This is a genomic window from Streptomyces sp. NPDC058284 (assembly GCF_042881135.1).
Classification (GTDB): Bacteria; Actinomycetota; Actinomycetes; order Streptomycetales; family Streptomycetaceae; genus Streptomyces.
This window is the reverse complement of the sequence record NZ_JBHVYE010000013.1, coordinates 154,240-172,137: the sequence shown is the minus strand read 5'-3', so window position 1 is coordinate 172,137 and position 17,898 is coordinate 154,240. Positions and strand designations below refer to the sequence as shown.

Annotated in this window: 16 protein-coding genes; 6 read left to right on the top strand and 10 right to left on the bottom strand. The window is 72.4% G+C overall.

From position 1 onward, the window contains the following. Nucleotides 1-104: 104 nt before the first annotated feature. Nucleotides 105-278, top strand: coding sequence for a hypothetical protein (locus tag ACFVYR_RS19895; protein WP_384260106.1), 174 nt, complete (start codon nucleotides 105-107; stop codon nucleotides 276-278). A 109-nt stretch (nucleotides 279-387) separates the two neighbouring features. Here the strand turns inward: ACFVYR_RS19895 and ACFVYR_RS19890 are convergent, their stop codons facing one another. Both ACFVYR_RS19890 and ACFVYR_RS19885 read right to left on the bottom strand, forming a co-directional pair. After that, complete coding sequence (locus ACFVYR_RS19890; RefSeq protein ID WP_384260135.1) at nucleotides 388-1,194, bottom strand: inositol monophosphatase family protein; 807 nt, start codon at nucleotides 1,192-1,194, stop codon at nucleotides 388-390. Between the two features lie 19 nt (nucleotides 1,195-1,213). Next, nucleotides 1,214-2,341 carry a ferrochelatase gene (locus tag ACFVYR_RS19885; protein ID WP_384260108.1) on the bottom strand — a complete coding sequence of 376 codons (1,128 nt, stop codon included), beginning with the start codon at nucleotides 2,339-2,341 and terminating at the stop codon, nucleotides 1,214-1,216. A 166-nt stretch (nucleotides 2,342-2,507) separates the two neighbouring features. Between ACFVYR_RS19885 and ACFVYR_RS19880 the strand changes: the two genes are divergently transcribed. Together ACFVYR_RS19880 and ACFVYR_RS19875 are read left to right on the top strand one after the other, a co-directional pair. After that, nucleotides 2,508-3,752 (top strand): MFS transporter, encoded by a 1,245-nt coding sequence (locus ACFVYR_RS19880; protein ID WP_384260111.1) that lies wholly within the window; start codon nucleotides 2,508-2,510, stop codon nucleotides 3,750-3,752. Next, nucleotides 3,706-5,031 carry a D-arabinono-1,4-lactone oxidase gene (locus ACFVYR_RS19875; protein ID WP_384260113.1) on the top strand — a complete coding sequence of 442 codons (1,326 nt, stop codon included), beginning with the start codon at nucleotides 3,706-3,708 and terminating at the stop codon, nucleotides 5,029-5,031. The genes ACFVYR_RS19880 and ACFVYR_RS19875 overlap by 47 nt, the downstream gene beginning before the upstream one ends. A gap of 8 nt (nucleotides 5,032-5,039) precedes the next feature. On the opposite strand, the gene ACFVYR_RS19870 is transcribed toward ACFVYR_RS19875, so the two are convergent. Next, the gene (locus ACFVYR_RS19870) at nucleotides 5,040-6,326 is read right to left on the bottom strand and encodes a hypothetical protein (protein WP_384260116.1); all 1,287 of its coding nucleotides are present in this window, start codon (nucleotides 6,324-6,326) and stop codon (nucleotides 5,040-5,042) included. Nucleotides 6,327-6,799: 473 nt separating this feature from the next. On the opposite strand from ACFVYR_RS19870, the gene sepH reads away from it, so the two are divergent. After that, complete coding sequence (gene sepH, locus ACFVYR_RS19865) at nucleotides 6,800-7,900, top strand: septation protein SepH (RefSeq protein WP_384260118.1); 1,101 nt, start codon at nucleotides 6,800-6,802, stop codon at nucleotides 7,898-7,900. A gap of 116 nt (nucleotides 7,901-8,016) precedes the next feature. Here the strand turns inward: sepH and ACFVYR_RS19860 are convergent, their stop codons facing one another. Beyond that, nucleotides 8,017-8,844: a sulfurtransferase gene (locus tag ACFVYR_RS19860; RefSeq protein WP_384260120.1), complete on the bottom strand. Its 828-nt coding sequence runs from the start codon at nucleotides 8,842-8,844 to the stop codon at nucleotides 8,017-8,019. Between the two features lie 443 nt (nucleotides 8,845-9,287). On the opposite strand from ACFVYR_RS19860, the gene ACFVYR_RS19855 reads away from it, so the two are divergent. Further along, the gene (locus ACFVYR_RS19855) at nucleotides 9,288-10,013 is read left to right on the top strand and encodes a VOC family protein (RefSeq protein ID WP_384260122.1); all 726 of its coding nucleotides are present in this window, start codon (nucleotides 9,288-9,290) and stop codon (nucleotides 10,011-10,013) included. Nucleotides 10,014-10,093: 80 nt separating this feature from the next. Here ACFVYR_RS19855 and ACFVYR_RS19850 read toward each other — a convergent pair whose 3' ends face one another. From ACFVYR_RS19850 to ACFVYR_RS19835, 4 genes are all read right to left on the bottom strand, one after another. Continuing rightward, complete coding sequence (locus ACFVYR_RS19850; protein ID WP_384260124.1) at nucleotides 10,094-10,744, bottom strand: thymidine kinase; 651 nt, start codon at nucleotides 10,742-10,744, stop codon at nucleotides 10,094-10,096. Nucleotides 10,745-10,790: 46 nt separating this feature from the next. Further along, nucleotides 10,791-11,978 carry an alkaline phosphatase family protein gene (locus tag ACFVYR_RS19845; protein WP_384260126.1) on the bottom strand — a complete coding sequence of 396 codons (1,188 nt, stop codon included), beginning with the start codon at nucleotides 11,976-11,978 and terminating at the stop codon, nucleotides 10,791-10,793. Beyond that, the gene (locus ACFVYR_RS19840) at nucleotides 11,978-12,565 is read right to left on the bottom strand and encodes a DUF5998 family protein (protein ID WP_362375845.1); all 588 of its coding nucleotides are present in this window, start codon (nucleotides 12,563-12,565) and stop codon (nucleotides 11,978-11,980) included. The genes ACFVYR_RS19845 and ACFVYR_RS19840 overlap by 1 nt, the downstream gene beginning before the upstream one ends. Before the next feature lie 117 nt (nucleotides 12,566-12,682). Beyond that, a complete protein-coding gene (locus ACFVYR_RS19835) occupies nucleotides 12,683-15,613 on the bottom strand; it encodes a GNAT family N-acetyltransferase (protein ID WP_384260128.1) in 2,931 nt (976 codons plus the stop codon). 155 nt (nucleotides 15,614-15,768) lie between these two features. On the opposite strand from ACFVYR_RS19835, the gene ACFVYR_RS19830 reads away from it, so the two are divergent. Continuing rightward, nucleotides 15,769-16,050, top strand: a complete 282-nt coding sequence (locus ACFVYR_RS19830; RefSeq protein ID WP_138962230.1) for an HPr family phosphocarrier protein — start codon at nucleotides 15,769-15,771, stop codon at nucleotides 16,048-16,050. A 106-nt stretch (nucleotides 16,051-16,156) separates the two neighbouring features. Here ACFVYR_RS19830 and ACFVYR_RS19825 read toward each other — a convergent pair whose 3' ends face one another. Together ACFVYR_RS19825 and ACFVYR_RS19820 are read right to left on the bottom strand one after the other, a co-directional pair. Beyond that, nucleotides 16,157-16,849, bottom strand: coding sequence for a GntR family transcriptional regulator (locus ACFVYR_RS19825; RefSeq protein ID WP_384257233.1), 693 nt, complete (start codon nucleotides 16,847-16,849; stop codon nucleotides 16,157-16,159). A 239-nt stretch (nucleotides 16,850-17,088) separates the two neighbouring features. Next, a complete protein-coding gene (locus ACFVYR_RS19820; protein ID WP_384257235.1) occupies nucleotides 17,089-17,892 on the bottom strand; it encodes a M23 family metallopeptidase in 804 nt (267 codons plus the stop codon). Nucleotides 17,893-17,898: the final 6 nt, after the last annotated feature.

The window sequence follows — 17,898 nt, the reverse complement described above, 5'->3', positions numbered from 1 at the left end:
CGCCACAAACTGCTTTCCGCAGAGCGGCTTGAGACGTGATCGCCCCTTCCTTGCCGGCACACCCCCGTGCCATCGACCCACGACCCAGCCGAGGGGGCGCAACCATGGACGCATTCACCGCAGGTCTCCTGCAGCGCATAAAGGCCACGGAGTCCGACCTCACGAAGGCCCGTGAGACGGGCGACGACTTCCTTGCCGAGGTCGAGCTGGCGGAGCTGGAAGACCTCCACCGCCTGGCCGCCGAACACGGTGTGCAGGTGGGCGCTCTCCAGGCCTGACAGACACCGAGCACGTAGGCGAAGGGCCCCGGCACCTGTGGGACGAGGTGCCGGGGCCCTTTCGCGCGCTCGGGTGTCCGCCGGGGAGCGCTCCGACGTCTGCCCCGTCTCAGTCGTGCCAGGCGCCGTGGTCCTCCAGGAGGCCCTGGAGCGTCTCGAAGAGGGCGGGCGGGGCCGCGACGGCCAGCTCGCCCGAGAGGGGCTCTCCGGGGCGGCCACCGGTCAGCGCGCCCGCCTCCCGCGCGATGAGGTCACCGGCCGCGTAGTCCCAGGGGTTGAGCCCGCGCTCGTAGTACGCGTCGAGGCGGCCGGCCGCGACGTCGCACAGGTCGATCGCGGCCGAGCCGCCGCGCCGGATGTCCCGCACCTTCGGGATCAGGTGCCGGGCGACCTCGGCCTGCCGGACGCGCCGCTCGGCGATGTACCCGAAGCCGGTGCCGACCAGGGCCTGGTCGAGGGAGGGGGCGGGGCGCACCCGCGCGGGCACGTCACCGATGTGGGCGCCCTCCCCGAGGACCGCGCGGTACGTCTCCGCGCGCATCGGGGCGTGCACGACGCCGACGAGGGTCTCGCCGTCCTTGCGGGCGGCGACGGAGACGCACCAGTCGGGGCGTCCGTAGAGGTAGTTGACGGTGCCGTCGATGGGGTCGATCACCCACTGGACGCCGCTGCTGCCCTCGGAGCTCGCGCCCTCCTCGCCGAGCACGCCGTCGGCCGGCCTGCGCTCGGCGAGGAAGTCGGTGATCAGCTTCTCGGAGGCGATGTCCATCTCGGTGACGACGTCGACGGCGCTGGACTTGGTGGCGGCCACGCCGAGGTCGTCGGGGCGGCCGTCGCGCAGGAAGGCCCCGGCGCGGTGCGCGGCCTCCAGGGCGACTTCGAGGAGTTCTGCCTTGAGGTCGGGCACGTCGGTCACAGCGCTCACTTCGGGGTCCTTACGCGTACGGGCTGTCGGCGCCCGCGGCGGCGGGCTTGGGGGCGCGGGCCGGGCAGCAGCCCACCGGGCACAGGTGGTGGCTCGCGCCGAGGGAGCCCAGCGCGCAGGGAGTGACGGCCACGCCGCTCTCCACCGCGGCCCGCTCGACGATCAGTTCCCTGATCGCCGCCGCGAACCGCGGGTCGGCGCCGACGGTCGCCGAGCGGCGCACCGGAAGACCGAGCTCCGCCGCCTTGGCCTCCGCCTCGGTGTCGAGGTCGTACAGGACCTCCATGTGGTCCGAGACGAAGCCGATGGGGACCATGACGACGGCGGGGGCACCGGCCGCGTGCCGCTCCTCCAGGTGGTCGCAGATGTCCGGCTCCAGCCACGGGATGTGCGGGGCGCCGCTGCGCGACTGGTAGACGAGCTCCCAGGGGTGCTCGACACCGGTCTCCTCGCGCACCGCGTCGGCGATGACCCGGGCCACGTCCAGGTGCTCCCTGACGTACGCACCGCCGTCGCCGTGCTCCTCGACGGGTCCTGAGGTGTCTGCGGCGGCGGTCGGGATGGAGTGCGTGGTGAAGGCGAGGTGCGCGCCGTCGCGGACGTCCGCGGAGAGTTCGGAGAGGGACTTCAGAACGCCGTCGATCATGGGCCGGACGAAGCCGGGGTGGTTGAAGTAGTGCCGGAGCTTGTCGATCCTCGGCGGTTCGAGTCCCTCGGCCGCCAGGACGGCGAGGGATTCCGCGAGGTTCTCGCGGTACTGGCGGCAGCCCGAGTACGAGGCGTACGCGCTGGTCGCGAGGGTCAGGATGCGGCGGCGGCCGTCCTTGATCATCTCGCGCAGGGTGTCGGTCAGATAGGGCGACCAGTTGCGGTTGCCCCAGTAGACCGGCAGGTCGAGGCCGTGCTCGGCGAAGTCCTTGCGCAGGGCGTCGAGCAGGGCGCGGTTCTGGTCGTTGATCGGGCTGACCCCGCCGAAGAGGAAGTAGTGCTGGCCCACCTCCTTGAGCCGCTCCGTCGGGATGCCGCGCCCGCGCGTCACGTTCTCCAGGAACGGGACGACGTCGTCCGGGCCTTCTGGGCCGCCGAACGAGAGCAACAGCAGGGCGTCATAGGGAGTCGAATCCAGCGCGTCGGACATGTATCCGATCCTGCCACCCGCCACTGACAGCCGGAAAACGGCCTCCGCCGATCGGAAAATCACGGTGCGCCGGGCCACCCAGGAGCCGTAAGCTGTATCGGCCACCTACACGCCTTACCCGGAGCCTCCGTCCCGCGGAAGCCGCCGGAGCCCCAGCGGAGTCCACGTGCCAAGCCCCTACCGCGCCATCTTCGCCGCCCCCGGCACCAAGGCCTTCTCCAGTGCCGGGTTCCTCGGCCGCATGCCGCTGTCGATGATGGGCATCGGCATCGTGACCATGGTCTCGCAGCTCACCGGGCGCTACGGCCTCGCGGGCGCCCTCTCGGCGACGGTCGCGCTGTCCGCCGCCGCGATCGGCCCGCAGATCTCCCGGCTCGTGGACCGGCACGGCCAGCGCCGCGTTCTGCGGCCCGCGACGCTGGTCTCCCTGGCCGCGGTCACCGGACTGCTGCTCTGCGCGAAGTTCGAGGCGCCCGACTGGACGCTGTTCCTCTTCGCCGCCCTGGTCGGCTGCGTGCCGAGCGTGGGCTCGATGATCCGGTCGCGCTGGGCGGTCCTGTACCGCGACACCCCGCAGCTGCACACCGCGTACTCCTTCGAGTCGGTGGTGGACGAGGTCTGCTTCATCTTCGGGCCGATCATCTCGATCGGCCTCTCCACGGCGTGGTTCCCGGAGGCCGGGCCGCTGCTCGCCGGGGTCTTCCTCGCCGTGGGCGTCTTCTGGCTGACGGCGCAGCGGGCCACCGAGCCGGTGCCGCACGCACGCGAGCACCACACCGGGGGCTCGGCGCTGCGCTCCGTCGGACTCCAGGTCCTCGTCGGCACCTTCGTCGCGACCGGCGCGATCTTCGGCGCCATCGACGTGGTCACCGTGGCGTACGCGGAGGACCAGGGCCACAAGTCCGCGGCCAGCCTGGTGCTCGCCGTCTACGCGCTCGGCTCCTGCCTGGCCGGCGCGGCCTTCGGGCTGCTGCACTTCAAGGGCGCACCGGCCCTCCGGTGGTTGCTGGGTGTCTGTGCGATGGCCGTGAGTATGATCCCGCTTCAACTGGTCGGGAACCTTCCGTTGCTGGCCGTGGCGTTGTTCGTAGCGGGCCTCTCCATCGCACCGACAATGATCACGACGATGGCCCTCGTCGAGCAGCACGTACCACGCGCGAAACTGACCGAGGGCATGACGTGGGTGAGCACCGGACTCGCGGTCGGGGTCGCGCTCGGCTCCTCCGCGGCCGGCTGGGTCATCGACGCCGCGGGACCGGACGCCGGGTACGCGGTGCCGGGGATCTCCGGGGCCGTCGCGGTCGCCGTCGGGTTCCTTGGGTATCGCCGGCTGAAGAGGCCGGTTCCGCAACGGGGAGGGACCCATGAGCACGGGCACGGGCAGCGGACGGAAAACAGCGACGTGGCGTAACTGGGCGGGCAACGTGACCGCGCGGCCGGTCCGGGAGGCCACCCCCGCCTCGGTCGGCGAACTGGCCGCGGCGGTGCGCCGGGCCAGGGAGGACGGCCTGCGGGTGAAGGCCGTCGGCACGGGCCACTCCTTCACGGCGGCCGCCGCGACCGACGGCCTCCTCATACGTCCCGGCCTGCTCACCGGCATCCGCTCCATCGACCGCGCGGCCGGCACCGTCACCGTGGAGGCCGGCACTCCGCTCAGGCGCCTGAACACGGCGCTCGCCCGTGAGGGCCTCTCGCTCACGAACATGGGCGACATCATGGAGCAGACCGTCTCCGGGGCCGTCAGCACCGGCACGCACGGCACCGGCCGCGACTCCGCCTCGATCGCCGCCCAGATCACCGGCCTCGAACTGGTCACCGCGGACGGCGCGGTCATGACCTGCTCCGCCGACGAGAACCCCGAGGTCTTCGCCGCGGCCAGGACCGGACTCGGCGCGCTCGGCGTCATCACCGCGATCACCTTCGCCGTGGAGCCGGTCTTCTTCCTCACCGCCCGCGAGGAGCCGATGAGCTTCGAGCAGGTCACCGACGAATTCGACGCCCTCTTCACCGAGAACGAACACTTCGAGTTCTACTGGTTCCCGCACACCGGCAACTGCAACACCAAGCGCAACAACCGCAGCCCCGGCCCGGCCGCCCCGCCCGGCAGGATCAGTGCCTTCGTGGACGACGAGTTGCTCTCCAACGGCCTCTTCCAGGTGGCCAATCTGATCGGCCGAGCCGTCCCCGCGGCGATCCCCGGCATCGCCAGGATCTCCAGCAGGGCGCTCTCCGCGCGGACGTACACGGACATCCCCTACAAGGTCTTCACCAGCCCGCGCCGCGTGCGCTTCATGGAGATGGAGTACGCGGTTCCGCGCGAGGCCCTCGTGGAGACCCTGCGCGAACTGAAGGCGATGGTGGACCGCTCGCCGCTGCGGATCAGCTTCCCCGTGGAGGTCCGTACGGCGCCCGCCGACGACATCACGCTCTCCACGGCGTCGGGCCGGGAGAGCGCGTACATCGCCGTCCACATGTACCGGGGCACGCCGTACCAGGCGTACTTCACGGCCGCCGAGCGCATCCTCACCGCGCACGAGGGGCGCCCGCACTGGGGCAAGATGCACACGCGCGACGCGGAGTACTTCGCCAAGGTGTACCCCCGCTTCGGCGAGTTCACGGCCCTGCGCGACCGCCTCGACCCGGACCGCCTGTTCGGCAACGACTACCTGCGGCGGGTCCTCGGCGCCTGACCCGCCCGCTACGGGGTGGGCGTTCCGCCCGGCTTGGCGCCGTCTCCGGGGCCGCTTCCGGTGTCGCCGGACGGAGTGGGCGTCGGGGTCGGCGGGGGCGTGGGGGTCGGGTCCGTCTTGGAACCGTCGTCCCCGGAGGAGCCGTTGTCCTGGTCCTTGTCGGGGTCGTTGCCCGTGCCCTTGCCCGGGTCGTCCTGCGATCCCGAGCCGTCGCCGGTGCCGTTGCCCGTGCCGTTGCCAGGCGTACGGCCGGTGCCGTCCGGGTCCTGCGTGGCGTCGCCGTCGCCCTGCCCCGAACCGTCACCCGTCCCGGGCGTGCCGTGCTCCGACGGCTGTACGGACGGCTCGTCGGCGGGCTCCGACGGCTTGTTCCGGGACGAGTTGTGTCCCGAGACGCCATTGCCGATCGTGGTGCCGTCGCCGCCGCTCAGGTCCTTTCCGGAGACCAGCTCGTACGTGGTGATCCCCGCCATGGAGACTCCGAAGACGACGGCCGCGGCGATCAACGGCCGCTTCCAGCTCCGGATCTGCGCGCGGTGGGTGGTGCCCTCGGTGAACTCGTCCGACGGGTGCGGGGGCGGGTGCGGGGGTTCGAAGGCCGTCGTCGGGGCCGGGTCCGGGCCCGGGGCCGGGTTCGCCGCGCGGAGCACGCGCGTGGCGTCGTCGCGCGCCTGCGCCCGCGTGGCGTCGACGGTCCCCAGCAGCTGGGTCTGCTCGGCGTCGGCGCCGGGTGCCGCGGAAGGCAGCACGGTCGTGGCGCCCTCGTCCCCCGCCGGGGGCGGCACCGTGGTGGGGTCCGTTCCGGCGGCGGGGAGCACCGTGGTGGGGTCGGCGTCCTCGGTGGTCGGCAGCGGCGGGGCCGGCAGCAGCCTGGTCTCCGCCGCGTCGGCGCCCGGGTCCGCAGGCTGCGGTCTGCCCCACGTCGTGGTCACGGGCCCGGTGGCACCTGTGGCCCCCGTGTAGGCATGCGCCCTGAACGTCTCGGGCACCTGCGTCGCGGCCCGCACGGGGACCTGCCGCGCCTTCGGCTTGGCCTGCACCGTGACGTCGCGGATCTGCTCGCCCGTACGCTTGAAGAAATGCTGGAAGACGGTGCCGCCGCAGGTCGCGATCGCGCTCACGACGCCGGCGCCGAGGATCGTCCCGTAGACGCCGAGGTTCGAGGCGAGCTTCGCCGCCACGACCGCGGCCATGGCGCTTCCGGCCACCTGCGGCAGGCTCAGATCGAGGCGTCGCTTCTCGCTCGACTCCTCCTGGTCCTTGGACTCCTTGCCGTAATCCGGCTTTTCACGCATCTCCGACCCTTGCCTACCTTTCTCGACCGACTACACGAGACAGGGACGTATGGGGGAAGTGTTTAGTTCCGCTTCGGGACATTCCGTGAAGTGCGCCACCCGCGCGCGGGTGGCGTGGGACGGGGGCGAGGAGGGGCGGGCACCAACTCCCGTCCTCCATGAGAACTTCGGCGGCGCGGCGGTCCACCCGCGTGGCCCGAATGGAGTACTGTTGCGAGCCCTGGGTCCGGTCTCCCGCCAGGGTGCCCGGGGCCTTCCAGAACCGCCGGGTGGGGGGCTCGCTGCACAGGGTGACGAACGTCGTCACTTAGCGTTGCGAAACGGTAACCGTGCCATAACGGCGATCCGGGGCCCATGCCCGACACGCCGGGCAACTCGGCAAGGTTGTGGCAGGCTGCACCCGGGCAGGCCACACTCGACTAGCGGAAGCAGCGACGCACGTGACGTCGGCAGGCACCACCCGGGAGGTCCCCATGCCCGAACTGCGTGTCGTGGCCGTCAGCAACGACGGCACACGGCTGGTGCTGAAAGCTGCGGACAGCACGGAGTACACGCTTCCGATCGATGAACGGCTGCGTGCGGCCGTCCGCGGTGACAGGCCCCGACTCGGACAGATCGAGATCGAGGTGGAGAGCCACCTCCGACCGCGCGACATCCAGGCGCGGATACGCGCAGGCGCCAGCGCGGAAGAAGTGGCGCAGTTCGCCGGGATCCCCGTCGACCGCGTCCGCCGCTTCGAGGGCCCCGTGCTCGCGGAGCGCGCCTTCATGGCCGAGCGCGCCAGGAAGACCCCCGTGCGCCGCCCCGGTGAGAACACCGGACCCCAGCTCGGCGAGGCCGTGCAGGAACGGCTGATGATGCGGGGCGTCGACAAGGACACCGTCCAGTGGGACTCCTGGCGCCGTGACGACGGCACGTGGGAGGTCCTGCTCGTCTACCGCGTCGCGACCGAACCGCACTCCGCGAGCTGGACGTACGACCCGCCCCGGCGGCTCGTCCAGGCCGTGGACGACGAGGCGCGTTCGCTGATCGGCGAGACGGACGACATCTCCGCGCCCGAGCCCAGCTTCCCGTTCGTGCCGCGCATCGCCCGGCTGCCCCGGGACCGTCCCGCGGACCGGCCGCTCGACCGTGCCCTGGAGCGTCAGCTGGACCGCCCGGGCATCCCCGCCCCCCCGGCCGATCCGCCGGAGGAGGGCGTCGGCGCGGGTGCCGCGGTCGCCGAGCAGGAGCGCGACTCGCTGACCAGCCTCCTGGAGGCGGTGCCCAGCTTCCGCGGTGACATGGTCGTACCCGAGCGCCCCTCGGCCGCGACCACCACGGAACTGCCGCCGCCCGCCCAGGAGGAGCCCGAGCAGGAGCCGGACGCCGAAGAGCCCCCCGCGGCGTCGGCGGGCGCCGGCGCGGCCTACGCGGACGTGCTCATGCCCCGCTCGGTGGCAAGCCACCGCGACCGCCTCGTCGGCACCACGGACCGTCAGGCCGAGGCCGACGGCGTGCGTCCGGGCCGCCGCGCGGCGGTGCCCAGTTGGGACGAGATCGTCTTCGGCACACGGCGCAAGAAGCAGGAATAGTTCTAGGGAATCGTCCTTCTACGGAGAGGGGGCCCACACCTTGGCCGGTGTGGGCCCCCTCTCCGTAGCAGACGGATAACGCCTCCCGCACTCCGGCGGCGGAGAACGCGGCGCCGCTACTGCGGGTCCGGTCCCGTCGCCACGGGCCGCGACGGGTCGGCCGACCACTGCGACCACGAACCGACGTACAGCGCGGCCGGAATCCCCGCCACCGCCAACGCGAGTACCTCGTGGGCGCCGGAGACCCCCGAGCCGCAGTAGACGCCGATCTCCGAAGTCCCGGACGCCCCCAGCGCCTTGAAGCGGTCGGCGAGCTCGGCGGCGGGCTTGAAGCGGCCGTCCTCCGCGACGTTCTCCGTGGTCGGCGCCGACACCGCGCCCGGGATGTGACCGGCCACGCTGTCGATCGGCTCCACCTCGCCGCGGTAGCGCTCGGCCGCGCGGGCGTCCAGGAGCAGGCCGGAGCGGGCGAGGGCCGCGGCGGAGTCCGCGTCCAGCAGATCCGTGCTGTTCGGGGCCGGTACGAAGGAGCCCTCGGCCGGTGCCAGGCCCGGGCCCTCCTCCAACGGCCCGGTCCACAGGCCGATGCCGCCGTCCAGGACGCGGACGGACGCGTGTCCCGTCCAGCGCAGCATCCACCACAGGCGCGCCGCCGCCCAGTTCTGGCCACCGTCGTACACGACGACTTCCCGGTCCTCCGAGACCCCCGCCGCCCGCATCACGGCGCCGAAACGATCGACATCGGGCAGAGGATGCCGACCCCCGGCGCCCGCGGTGCCCGCCAGGTCGGCGTCCAGATCGACGAAGACAGCCGACGGAATGTGCGCTTCCTCGTACGCGGAACGCATCGAGCCCTGGTGCTGCCAGCGGACGTCGAGCAGGACCGGCGGGTTCTGGCCCGCCAGCTCGCCCGCGAGTTGGGATGCGGAGATGATGGGATTCATGGGTCCATCCTTGCGTACGGGGTGGCCGCGGGGCCAAAGTGCGGTTACCCTGCCGCCGGATCTCGCCCGAACACGGGCTGTACGGAACCAAGCACGCCCTGTACGAAGGACGGGCACCGCACGGCGACCGCGCGCCCGCGGATGAGCACCCGGAATCGGGCATCTTCCGCGGGAAGCCGGACAGCGCGGCGCGGTCGAACCGCGCGGCGGGGCGGGCGGTGCGAGCATCTGCACGGGCGCGAGTTGCGCGGCGCACGTGCGCGCATTCGAGAGTGTTAGCTGACCGGCCGTCATGGACGGCCGAGGAGAGGGTGACGATGACCGAGGCGCGGGCGAATGGGGTCCTACCTGGCGAGGACTCGGCGCAGTCCTTGGGGAAGGCGCGGCGCAACAGCGCGGGGACCGGCCGACGAGGGCCCGGCACGCCCTGCTGGGTGAGTCTGATGACGCATGACCTGACCGCGACCCAGGAGTTCTACGGAGCGCTCTTCGGCTGGGAGTTCCGGCCGGGCCCCCAGCAGCTGGGGCCGTACGTGCGGGCGATGCTGGACGGCCGCGAGGTGGCGGGCATCGGGCGGCTGCCGACCGACCGTCACCTGCCCATCGCCTGGACGACCTACCTGGCGACGGACGACGCGGACGCGACGGCGGACGCGGTACGGCAATGCGGCGGCACGCTCGGGGTCGGCCCGATCGACGCGGGCGAGGCCGGGCGGCTGGCCATCGCGTCCGACCCGGCGGGCGCGGTGTTCGGCATCTGGCAGGCCGCGGCCCACCTGGGTACGGCGGTGCTCGGCAGGCCCGGCACACCGGTCTGGAACGAGTTGGTGACCCGGGAGACCGCCGGCGTCCTCAAGTTCTACCAGTCCGTCTTCGGCTGCACCGAAGAGGCCGTCGTCTCGGCCGACTCCGACCATGTGACACTGCGCGTCGACGGCCGCCCGGTGGCCTCCGTACACGGTCTCGGCCAGGCCCTGCCGCGCGATCGCGGCCCGCACTGGATGACGTACTTCGAGGTCGCCGACGTCGACGAGGCGGTCGACCGGGTGGGCGAGCTCGGCGGCCATGTCATCGAGCCGGCCAAGACCGGTGATCATGGCCGGACGGCAACGGTCGCGGACCCCGAGGGCGCGGTCTTCGCGCTGGTGCACTCGCCCGACGCGGACTGATCCCGAGGGCATCGGGTAGTTCCCGCCGGGGGCTTCGGCGGGAACTACCGCAGGAAATCCGGGGATATGACACAGGCTCTTTACGCGGAAGCGACTGGCAGCACGTCGGGAGACAGCGCCGCCGCACGCGCCGTCGCGCTCGTCAGCTGGTTGCGGTGGTGGCGGCGGCACAGGACCTCGTAGCCGACTTCCTCGGGTGACCGGTCGACGTCGCCCACTACGACCTGCTCGCCCTCGACCACCATCTGCCCGTCCACCGTCCTGGCGTTGTGCGTGGCCCGTGCTCCGCACCAGCACATCGCCTCGACCTGCAACGTCTCCAGGCGGTCCGCCAGTTCGATCAACCGCTGCGAACCGGGGAACAGCTTGGTGCGGAAGTCCGTGGTGATGCCGAACGCGAAGACGTCGAGGTCCAGATCGTCCACGACCCGCGCCAGCTGGTCGATCTGGTCCGGGGCCAGGAACTGTGCCTCGTCCGCGATCACGTAGTCGACCCGGCCGCCCCGCGACAGCTCTCCCACAACACGGCCGTACAGATCGAGACCGGGACGTGCCTCCACCGCGTCCGTCACCAGGCCGAGCCGCGAGGAGAGCTTGCCCTCCCCCGCACGGTCGTCACGGGCGAAGATCAGCCCCTGCAGCCCACGAGCGGAACGGTTGTGGACGATCTGCAAGGCCAAGGTCGACTTCCCGCAGTCCATCGTCCCGGAAAAGAACACCAGCTCGGACATGGGGAGTTGCGGACCTTTCAGGGGCGTACGGGGTGAGGAGAGTGGGTCAGGAGCGTACTTCGAGGAGCGGGACGAGCTGCTCGACGGGGGTCATGGAGCCGTGCATGCCCACGAGGGCGGACTCGTTGGGCTCGCGCTCCGAAGCGATGATCGCCGCGTCGTCGTGGGCGGCGGCGATCACGTCACCGAGGCGGTCGTACACACGTTGATCAATGTGTGGACCGAACCACCCCGCGGCGATCGCCTCGTCGCGGGAGGCCACCCAGAACTGCTCGCCGAGCACCTCGCGCCACACCGTCAGGACGTCGTTCTCGGCCCCCGGCACCGCGTAGACGTGCCGGGCACGGCCCTCTCCACCGAGGAGGGCGACTCCGGCGCGCAGCTCCCAGTCCTCGTCGAAGTCGATGCGGGACGCCTCGTCGAACGGGATGTCGATCATGCCGTGGTCCGCGGTGACGTACAGGGCGCTGCGCGGCGGCAGCTGTTCGGCGAGGCGCTGGGCCAGCCGGTCGACGTACATCAGCTGACCGCGCCAGGCGTCGGAGTCGACCCCGAAGCGGTGGCCCTTGCCGTCGACTTCCGCGTAGTACGTGTACACCAAGGAGCGGTCCCCGGCGGCCAGTTGCTGCGCGGCGAGGTCCATGCGGTCCTCTCCGGAGAGCCTGCCGCGGAAGGAGCCGCCGCTGAGGGCGACCTTGGTCAGCGGCGTGTGCTCGAACGTCGGGGACGAGACCTGCGCGGTGTGCACACCGGCGGCGTGCGCCTGCTGGAAGACGGTGGGGTACGGCTGCCAGGCGTGCGGATCGGTCCACGGGTTCCAGCGGAGCTGGTTCATCAGCGCGCCGGTGGCCGGGTCCCGGACGGTGTAGCCGGGCAGGCCGTGGGCGCCGGGGGGCAGTCCCGTGCCGACCGAGGCGAGCGAGCTCGCCGTGGTGGCGGGGAAGCCCGCGGTGAGAGGCCGGCCCGTGCCGCCCCGCGAGCTCTGCAGCAACGACGCCAGGAAGGGCGCCTCGTCCGGGTGGGCCCTGAGCTGCTCCCAGCCGAGGCCGTCAATCAGGAAGACGCAGTTCCGGTCGGCCGGCGCGAGCTCGGCGATGGTGGGCGTGAAGCCGTCGACGCCCTGGTGGGCGACGAGCGTGGGCAGCAGGTCGGCCAGCGATCCGGAGCCGTAGGCGGGCACAGGTGCGGTGTCGAGGGAGAGCGGTTGTACGTCGTCCCAGGAGGGCAGGGACATCAGCGAGCGGTGTCCGCGGTCGCCTCGGACAGCGCCTGGGCGAAGGCGAGGGTCTGCCGTACGGCGTCGGGGCCGTCGCCCGCCTCGCTGACGCGGAGGCTGAGGTCGTCGGCGGTGGAGCTGCCCGTGTACCCGTGATCGGCCTCGCAGTTGGGGTCGCCGCAGGCGGCGGGCTCCAGGTCGATGCGGGACACGGCGCCCCAGCCGATGGTCAGGACGACCTCGCGCGGCGGCGTCCCTGGCACGTACTTCTCGGGGTTGGCGACGACGCGGCTCACCACGACCGAGGAGATGCGGCCGATCTTGACCGACTCGGTGGAGGTCGTCGCGTACGGCGTCGGGGAGGTGCTGTCCGCCGCCTGCTCGTCGGTGTGGCTGACGATGAAGCGCGTGCCGGTCAGGACGAGGACGGTGACGTGCCTGCGCACTTCGTTGGCGTCGAACGTCGTCTCCTGGTGGACCAGGTACGACCCGATGGCCTCGCCGCCGATCGCGGCCTCCACCGCCTCGGCCACGAGGGCCGGGTAGTAGCCGCTGCGCTCGATCGCCGCGCGCAGCCCCTGGGTCGTCGTACCGGTCTTTGCCATGCCGTCCATCCTACGGCCCGGTGCGGGGCGCACGGTGCCCCGCGGGCGCCTCAGAGCCTGTCTTTGAACCCCTGCGCCCGCGCTTCGCGCGGACGACGGGGGTTCAAAGACAGGCTCTCAGTAGCCGGGAAGGGTGCGTGGGCCCAGGTCGTCGCGGGCCGGCGGGGGCGCGAGCCGGACGGAGGCGCCGAGCACGGAGAGGCCGCGCTGGGCGACGACGACGGGCTCCAGGGAGACGGCGACCACTTCGGGGTGGTCGTCGACGAGCCGGGAGACCCGCTGGAGCAGCTCTTCGAGGGCCGGGGTGTCGACGGGGGCCGAGCCGCGCCAGCCGAAGAGGAGCGGCGCGGTCCGGATGGATCTGACCAGGGAGACCGCCTCCCGGTCGGTGACCGGGATGAGCCGGTGCGCGGTGTCGCCGAGCAGCTCGGACGCGGCGCCCGCGAGGCCGAAGGAGAGCACCGCTCCGGCCGCCGGGTCGATGACCGCGCGTACGACCGTGTCGACACCGCGCGGCACCATGCCCTGCACCACGAGCCGCAGCTCGGCGGGCTTGCCGAAGAGGTCGGTCAGTTCCTGGTAGGCCCGGCGCAGTTGCTCCTCGTCGGCGAGGTCGAGGCGGACCCCGCCGAGGTCGGCGCGGTGGCGCAGGTGCGGGGCCGTGGTCTTCAGGGCCACCGGGTAGCCGATGGCCCGCGCGGCTTCGGCCGCCGCGTCGGGGCCGGGCGCGGGCAGCGCCTGCCGTACGCGGATGCCGTACCGCCCGAGCAGCTCGTGGGCGTCGTCGGGGGCGAGCGTGACACCGCGCGGGTCGCCGTCCTTGGCGAGCAGCTCCTCGATGCGCCCGGCGGCCCCGCTCTCGTCGATGTCGTCGTACTCGTGCACCCGGCCCGGCTCGGCCGCCTCGCGCCGCCACTGGGCGTACTTGACGGCCTCGGAGAGGGCGCGCACGGCGCGCTCGGCGGCGGGGTAGGCGGGGATGCGGTACTGGTCCGTGGGGTCGGCCGTGGCACCGGCGGGCGGAGCGGTGGGCGGCCCGGCCGTTCTGCCGCTTCCCGCCGAGCCCGACGCGCCCGCTGTGCCGCCCGCGGCGCCCCCTGTCCCGGCCGCGCCCGGCACGGGGACGGTCGCGTCGGGCCGGGTGCTGGTGGCGGCCGCCAGCGCCTCGGCGAGCCCGCCGAGCTCCACGTGGACCACGGCCACGGGTTTCGCGGGGCATCCCGCGGCCGCCGCCCGCAACTCCGTGGCCAGCGTCCCGGGGTCGGTGGCCGCCCCGTCCTCGCCCACCCAGGGGATCGCGTTGACGATCACCGCGTCGCAGCCGTCGTCCGACAGCGCCTCGGCGAGCGCGGCCCGGAAGTCGGCGGGGACGGCGCCGGTCGTGAGGTCGCGGGGCGGCAGTGGCCGCAGGCCGTCGGCGACACACGCGTCGTACGTGAGGAGGCCGAGCGACTCGGAGTTCCCGAGGATGCCCACGCGGGGCCCGGACGGCAGTGGCTGGTCCGCGAGGAGCAGCCCCGCGTCGACCATCTCGGTGACGGTGTCGACGCGGATGACGCCCGCCTGGCGCAGCAGCGCCGAGACCGTGGCGTGCGGCAGGCGGGTGGCCTGCACGGCGTGGCCGGTCGGCGCGATGCCGCTGTGCCGGGCGCCCTGGACGACGACGAGTGGCTTGGCGGTCGCCGAACGCCGTGCGAGGCGGGTGAACTTGCGCGGGTTGCCGATGGTCTCCAGGTACATCAGCGTGACGTCGGTGTCGGGGTCCTCGTACCAGTACTGGAGGAGGTCGTTGCCGGACACGTCCGCGCGGTTGCCGGAGCCGACGAACGTGGAGAGACCGGCGCCCCGCCGGTGCAGTCCGGAGAGCAGGGCGATGCCGATCGCGCCGGACTGGGTGAACAGACCGATGCGCCCGCGCGCGGGGGACTGCGGAGCGAGCGAGGCGTTGAGCCGTGTCTGCGGGGAGGTGTTGATCACGCCGAAGGCGTTCGGGCCGATGATCCGCATGCCGTACGACCGGGCCTGGCGGACCAGCTCGCGCTGGCGCTCGCGCCCCTCGGGGCCGCTCTCCCCGTACCCCGCCGAGAGCACCACGAGGCCCTGCACCCCGCGCTCACCGCACTCGGCGACGACCTGGGGGACCCGGTCGGCGGGCACGGCGATCACCGCCAGGTCCACCTGCTCCCCGATGTCGGCGACGGAGCGGTGCGCGGGCACTGCGTCGACAGCGGCGCCGGAGGTGCCATCAGCACCGGTCCCCTCCCCGACAGCACCGGTCCCCTCTCCGAACGCGCTGTTCACCGCGTACAGGCGCCCGGTGAAGCCGGATTCCTTGAGGTTGTGCAGGACGCTGCGGCCCACGCCGCCGGGGGCCCGGCCCACGCCGATCACCGCGACCGAGCCAGGCGTCAGGAGGCGCTGCACGGAGCGTCCCTCGGCGCGCTGTTCGCGGGCGCGCTGCACGGCGAGCGAGCGGTCCGTCGGCTCCAGGCCGAATTCCAGGCGGACGACGCCGTCCTCGAAGCTGCGCTTCTGCTGGTAGCCCGCGTCCGTGAACACCTTGATCATCTTGGTGTTGGCGGGCAGCACCTCGGCCGCGAACCGGCGGATGCCGCGCTCCCTGGCGACAGCCGCGATGTGTTCGAGGAGCGTGGAGGCGACGCCCCGGCCCTGGTGGGCGTCCTGCACGAGGAAGGCGACCTCGGCCTCGTCGGCGGGCGCGCTGGCGGCCATGCCGCGCTCGTCGATGCGGTCGTAGCGCACGGTGGCGATGAACTCGCCGCCCACCGTGGCCGCGAGCCCGACCCGGTCCACCTGGTCGTGGTGGGTGAAGCGGTGCACGTCCTTGGCGGAGAGGCGGGGGTAGGGCGCGAAGAAGCGGTAGTACTTCGACTCGTCGGACACCTGCTCGTAGAAGCTGATCAGACGGTCCGCGTCCTCGGCCGTGATGGGCCTGATCCGGGCGGTCCCCCCGTCGCGCAGCACCACATCGGCTTCCCAGTGGGAGGGGTAGTCGTGCCGATCCTGCTGATCCGACGCGGTCTGCATGGGGCCCAGGGTACGGGTCGCGCCGCCGTCGGGGCCGGGGCAGGCTAGGACGGGTCGAAGGCGGCCGGGAGCAGGACTTACGTCCGACAGAGCACCCGCGACGGCATGAGACACTGGTCTAGACAAGTGTGAGACACCTGGAAGGGCAGCAACACATGGCTGAGCGCCGCGTCAACGTCGGCTGGGCCGAGGGCCTTCACGCCCGACCCGCCTCCATCTTCGTCCGTGCGGCCACGGCCTCCGGCGTCCCCGTGACGATCGCCAAGGCCGACGGCAACCCGGTCAACGCCGCCTCGATGCTCGCGGTGCTCGGCCTGGGTGCCCAGGGTGGCGAGGAGATCGTGCTCGCCTCCGACGCCGAAGGCGCGGACGCCGCCCTCGACCGGCTGGCGAAGCTGGTCTCGGAGGGGCTCGAGGAGCTTCCGGAGACGGTCTAGGACACATTCCTGGAAAATGCGCCGATGGGGTCGCCCGGAATTCCGGGCGACCCCATCGGCGTTTACGCGTGATGGATTGACTCTTTCTTTATATACGGCGTCTCCGTTAATTCCGGAGGCTCACCGTGTTTACGGCATGTTGCGAATTCCTCACGCGCTCGGGTCCTGGCCGTCCCCCGTGACGCAGGCGGTGGGTGGCCGCCACCCGCGCGGCGTGCGCGGCGGTGAGCGCCCTGGCGCGCTCGGCGTCCCCGCGGGCGACCGCGTCCAGGATCTCGGCATGCTCGGACCAGGACTCGGCCGGCGCCGCCGGACGGTCGACGACGTACATCCAGGCGGTCTTCTGCCGGAGCTGGGTCAGCAGCGCGCTGAGGCCGGGGCTGCCGGACGCCTGGGCGAGCGTCTCGTGGAACCAGCCGCCCAGGGACCGCAGATCCTCCCCCTGACCACTCCCGGCGCGCTCGCGGCCCATCCTGACGAGACCGCGCAGGACCTTGAGGTGGGCGTCCGTGCGGCGCTGCGCGGCGCGTGCCGCGGCGAGCGGTTCGAGCAGCGTCCGGACCTCGAGGAGGTCCGCCGCCTCCTGCTCCGTGGGCTCCGCGACACAGGCGCCCGCATGTCTGCGGGTGACGACGAACCCCTCGGCCTCCAGGGTGCGCAGGGCCTCGCGGACCGGGACGCGCGAGACGCCGTAGCGGCGCGCGAGGAGGTCCTCGGTGAGCCGGCCGCCTCTTTCGTGGACACCGGCGACAATGTCGTTCCGAATGGCCGTGCATACCGAATGCGCGGGAACACGCATGACCGGACCTCCGCCTTCATCCCCGCGAAACGCGGTCGACCGACGCTCATTCAGTGACTCTATTGCAGAGCGTCGGAATTTCCGACGGCGGTCCGGAATTCGTGGATATCTTTTGGCCAAGGGCCCTGCGAGGAGAGTTCCGGGGGTCCGGGGATGCGGAGGGGCGCAAGGACGAAAGCCCCGGCTCGGGAGGAGCCGGGGCTTTCGTGGAGTGCTGCGGGAGCCGTGCAGTCCGTCGCTCAGACGTTGACGCCGTGCGAGCGGAGGTAGGCGATCGGGTCGATGTCCGAGCCGTACTCCGGGCCGGTGCGGGCCTCGAAGTGGAGGTGCGGGCCACTGGAGTTGCCGGTGGAGCCGGAGAGGCCGATCTGCTGGCCCGGGGTGACCGTCTGGCCGACGGTGACACCGAGGGACGACATGTGGCCGTACTGGGTGTACGTACCGTCGTTCATCTTGATGACCACGTTGTTGCCGTAGGCGCCGCCCCAGCCCGCCTCGACCACGGTGCCGGAGCCGACCGCGTGGACGGCGGTGCCGGACGCGGCATGGAAGTCGATGCCGGTGTGGCTGCCGGAGGACCACATGGCGCCGCCGGTCTGGTAACCCGTGGAGACGTACGAGCCCGCGATCGGGGCGACGTAGGTGTTCAGGCGCTTGCGCTCGGCCTCGCGGGCGGCGCGCTCCTTGGCCTTGCGCTCCTTCTCGGCCTTCGCCTTCGCCTCGGCCTCGGCCTTGCGCTTCTCCTCCGCGGCCTTCTTCTTGGCGGCCTCTTCGGCCTTCTGGGCGGCAGCGGCGTCGTCGGCGGCCTGGCGCTGCGCGGCGGCCTGCGCGTCGATGCTCTCGGCGAGCGAGTCGCCGACGGATATCGCCTGGGTGAGGCCGGTGTGCTCGACGGCCGCTTCGTCGGCGGCGGCCAGCGCGGGGGCGGCGAGGCCTCCGATGACACCGGTGGTGGTGAGCGCCGCGACACCGGCGACGTTCGCGGTGGTCCGCGTGAGGCGGCTCGGACGACGGTGCTTCCCGGTGGCACGGGTGAACGCCATGTGGCG

Excerpts from the sequence above, each read along its gene's own strand:
- ACFVYR_RS19895 (WP_384260106.1), top strand. The coding sequence starts at position 105 with ATGGACGCATTCACCGCAGGTCTCCTGCAGCGCATAAAGGCCACGGAG.
- ACFVYR_RS19885 (WP_384260108.1), bottom strand. The coding sequence starts at position 2,341 with ATGTCCGACGCGCTGGATTCGACTCCCTATGACGCCCTGCTGTTGCTC.
- ACFVYR_RS19875 (WP_384260113.1), top strand. The coding sequence starts at position 3,706 with ATGAGCACGGGCACGGGCAGCGGACGGAAAACAGCGACGTGGCGTAAC.
- ACFVYR_RS19870 (WP_384260116.1), bottom strand. The coding sequence starts at position 6,326 with ATGCGTGAAAAGCCGGATTACGGCAAGGAGTCCAAGGACCAGGAGGAG.
- sepH (WP_384260118.1), top strand. The coding sequence starts at position 6,800 with ATGCCCGAACTGCGTGTCGTGGCCGTCAGCAACGACGGCACACGGCTG.
- ACFVYR_RS19860 (WP_384260120.1), bottom strand. The coding sequence starts at position 8,844 with ATGAATCCCATCATCTCCGCATCCCAACTCGCGGGCGAGCTGGCGGGC.
- ACFVYR_RS19855 (WP_384260122.1), top strand. The coding sequence starts at position 9,288 with ATGACGCATGACCTGACCGCGACCCAGGAGTTCTACGGAGCGCTCTTC.
- ACFVYR_RS19850 (WP_384260124.1), bottom strand. The coding sequence starts at position 10,744 with ATGTCCGAGCTGGTGTTCTTTTCCGGGACGATGGACTGCGGGAAGTCG.
- ACFVYR_RS19845 (WP_384260126.1), bottom strand. The coding sequence starts at position 11,978 with ATGTCCCTGCCCTCCTGGGACGACGTACAACCGCTCTCCCTCGACACC.
- ACFVYR_RS19840 (WP_362375845.1), bottom strand. The coding sequence starts at position 12,565 with ATGGCAAAGACCGGTACGACGACCCAGGGGCTGCGCGCGGCGATCGAG.
- ACFVYR_RS19835 (WP_384260128.1), bottom strand. The coding sequence starts at position 15,613 with ATGCAGACCGCGTCGGATCAGCAGGATCGGCACGACTACCCCTCCCAC.
- ACFVYR_RS19830 (WP_138962230.1), top strand. The coding sequence starts at position 15,769 with ATGGCTGAGCGCCGCGTCAACGTCGGCTGGGCCGAGGGCCTTCACGCC.
- ACFVYR_RS19825 (WP_384257233.1), bottom strand. The coding sequence starts at position 16,849 with ATGCGTGTTCCCGCGCATTCGGTATGCACGGCCATTCGGAACGACATT.
- ACFVYR_RS19820 (WP_384257235.1), bottom strand. The coding sequence starts at position 17,892 with ATGGCGTTCACCCGTGCCACCGGGAAGCACCGTCGTCCGAGCCGCCTC.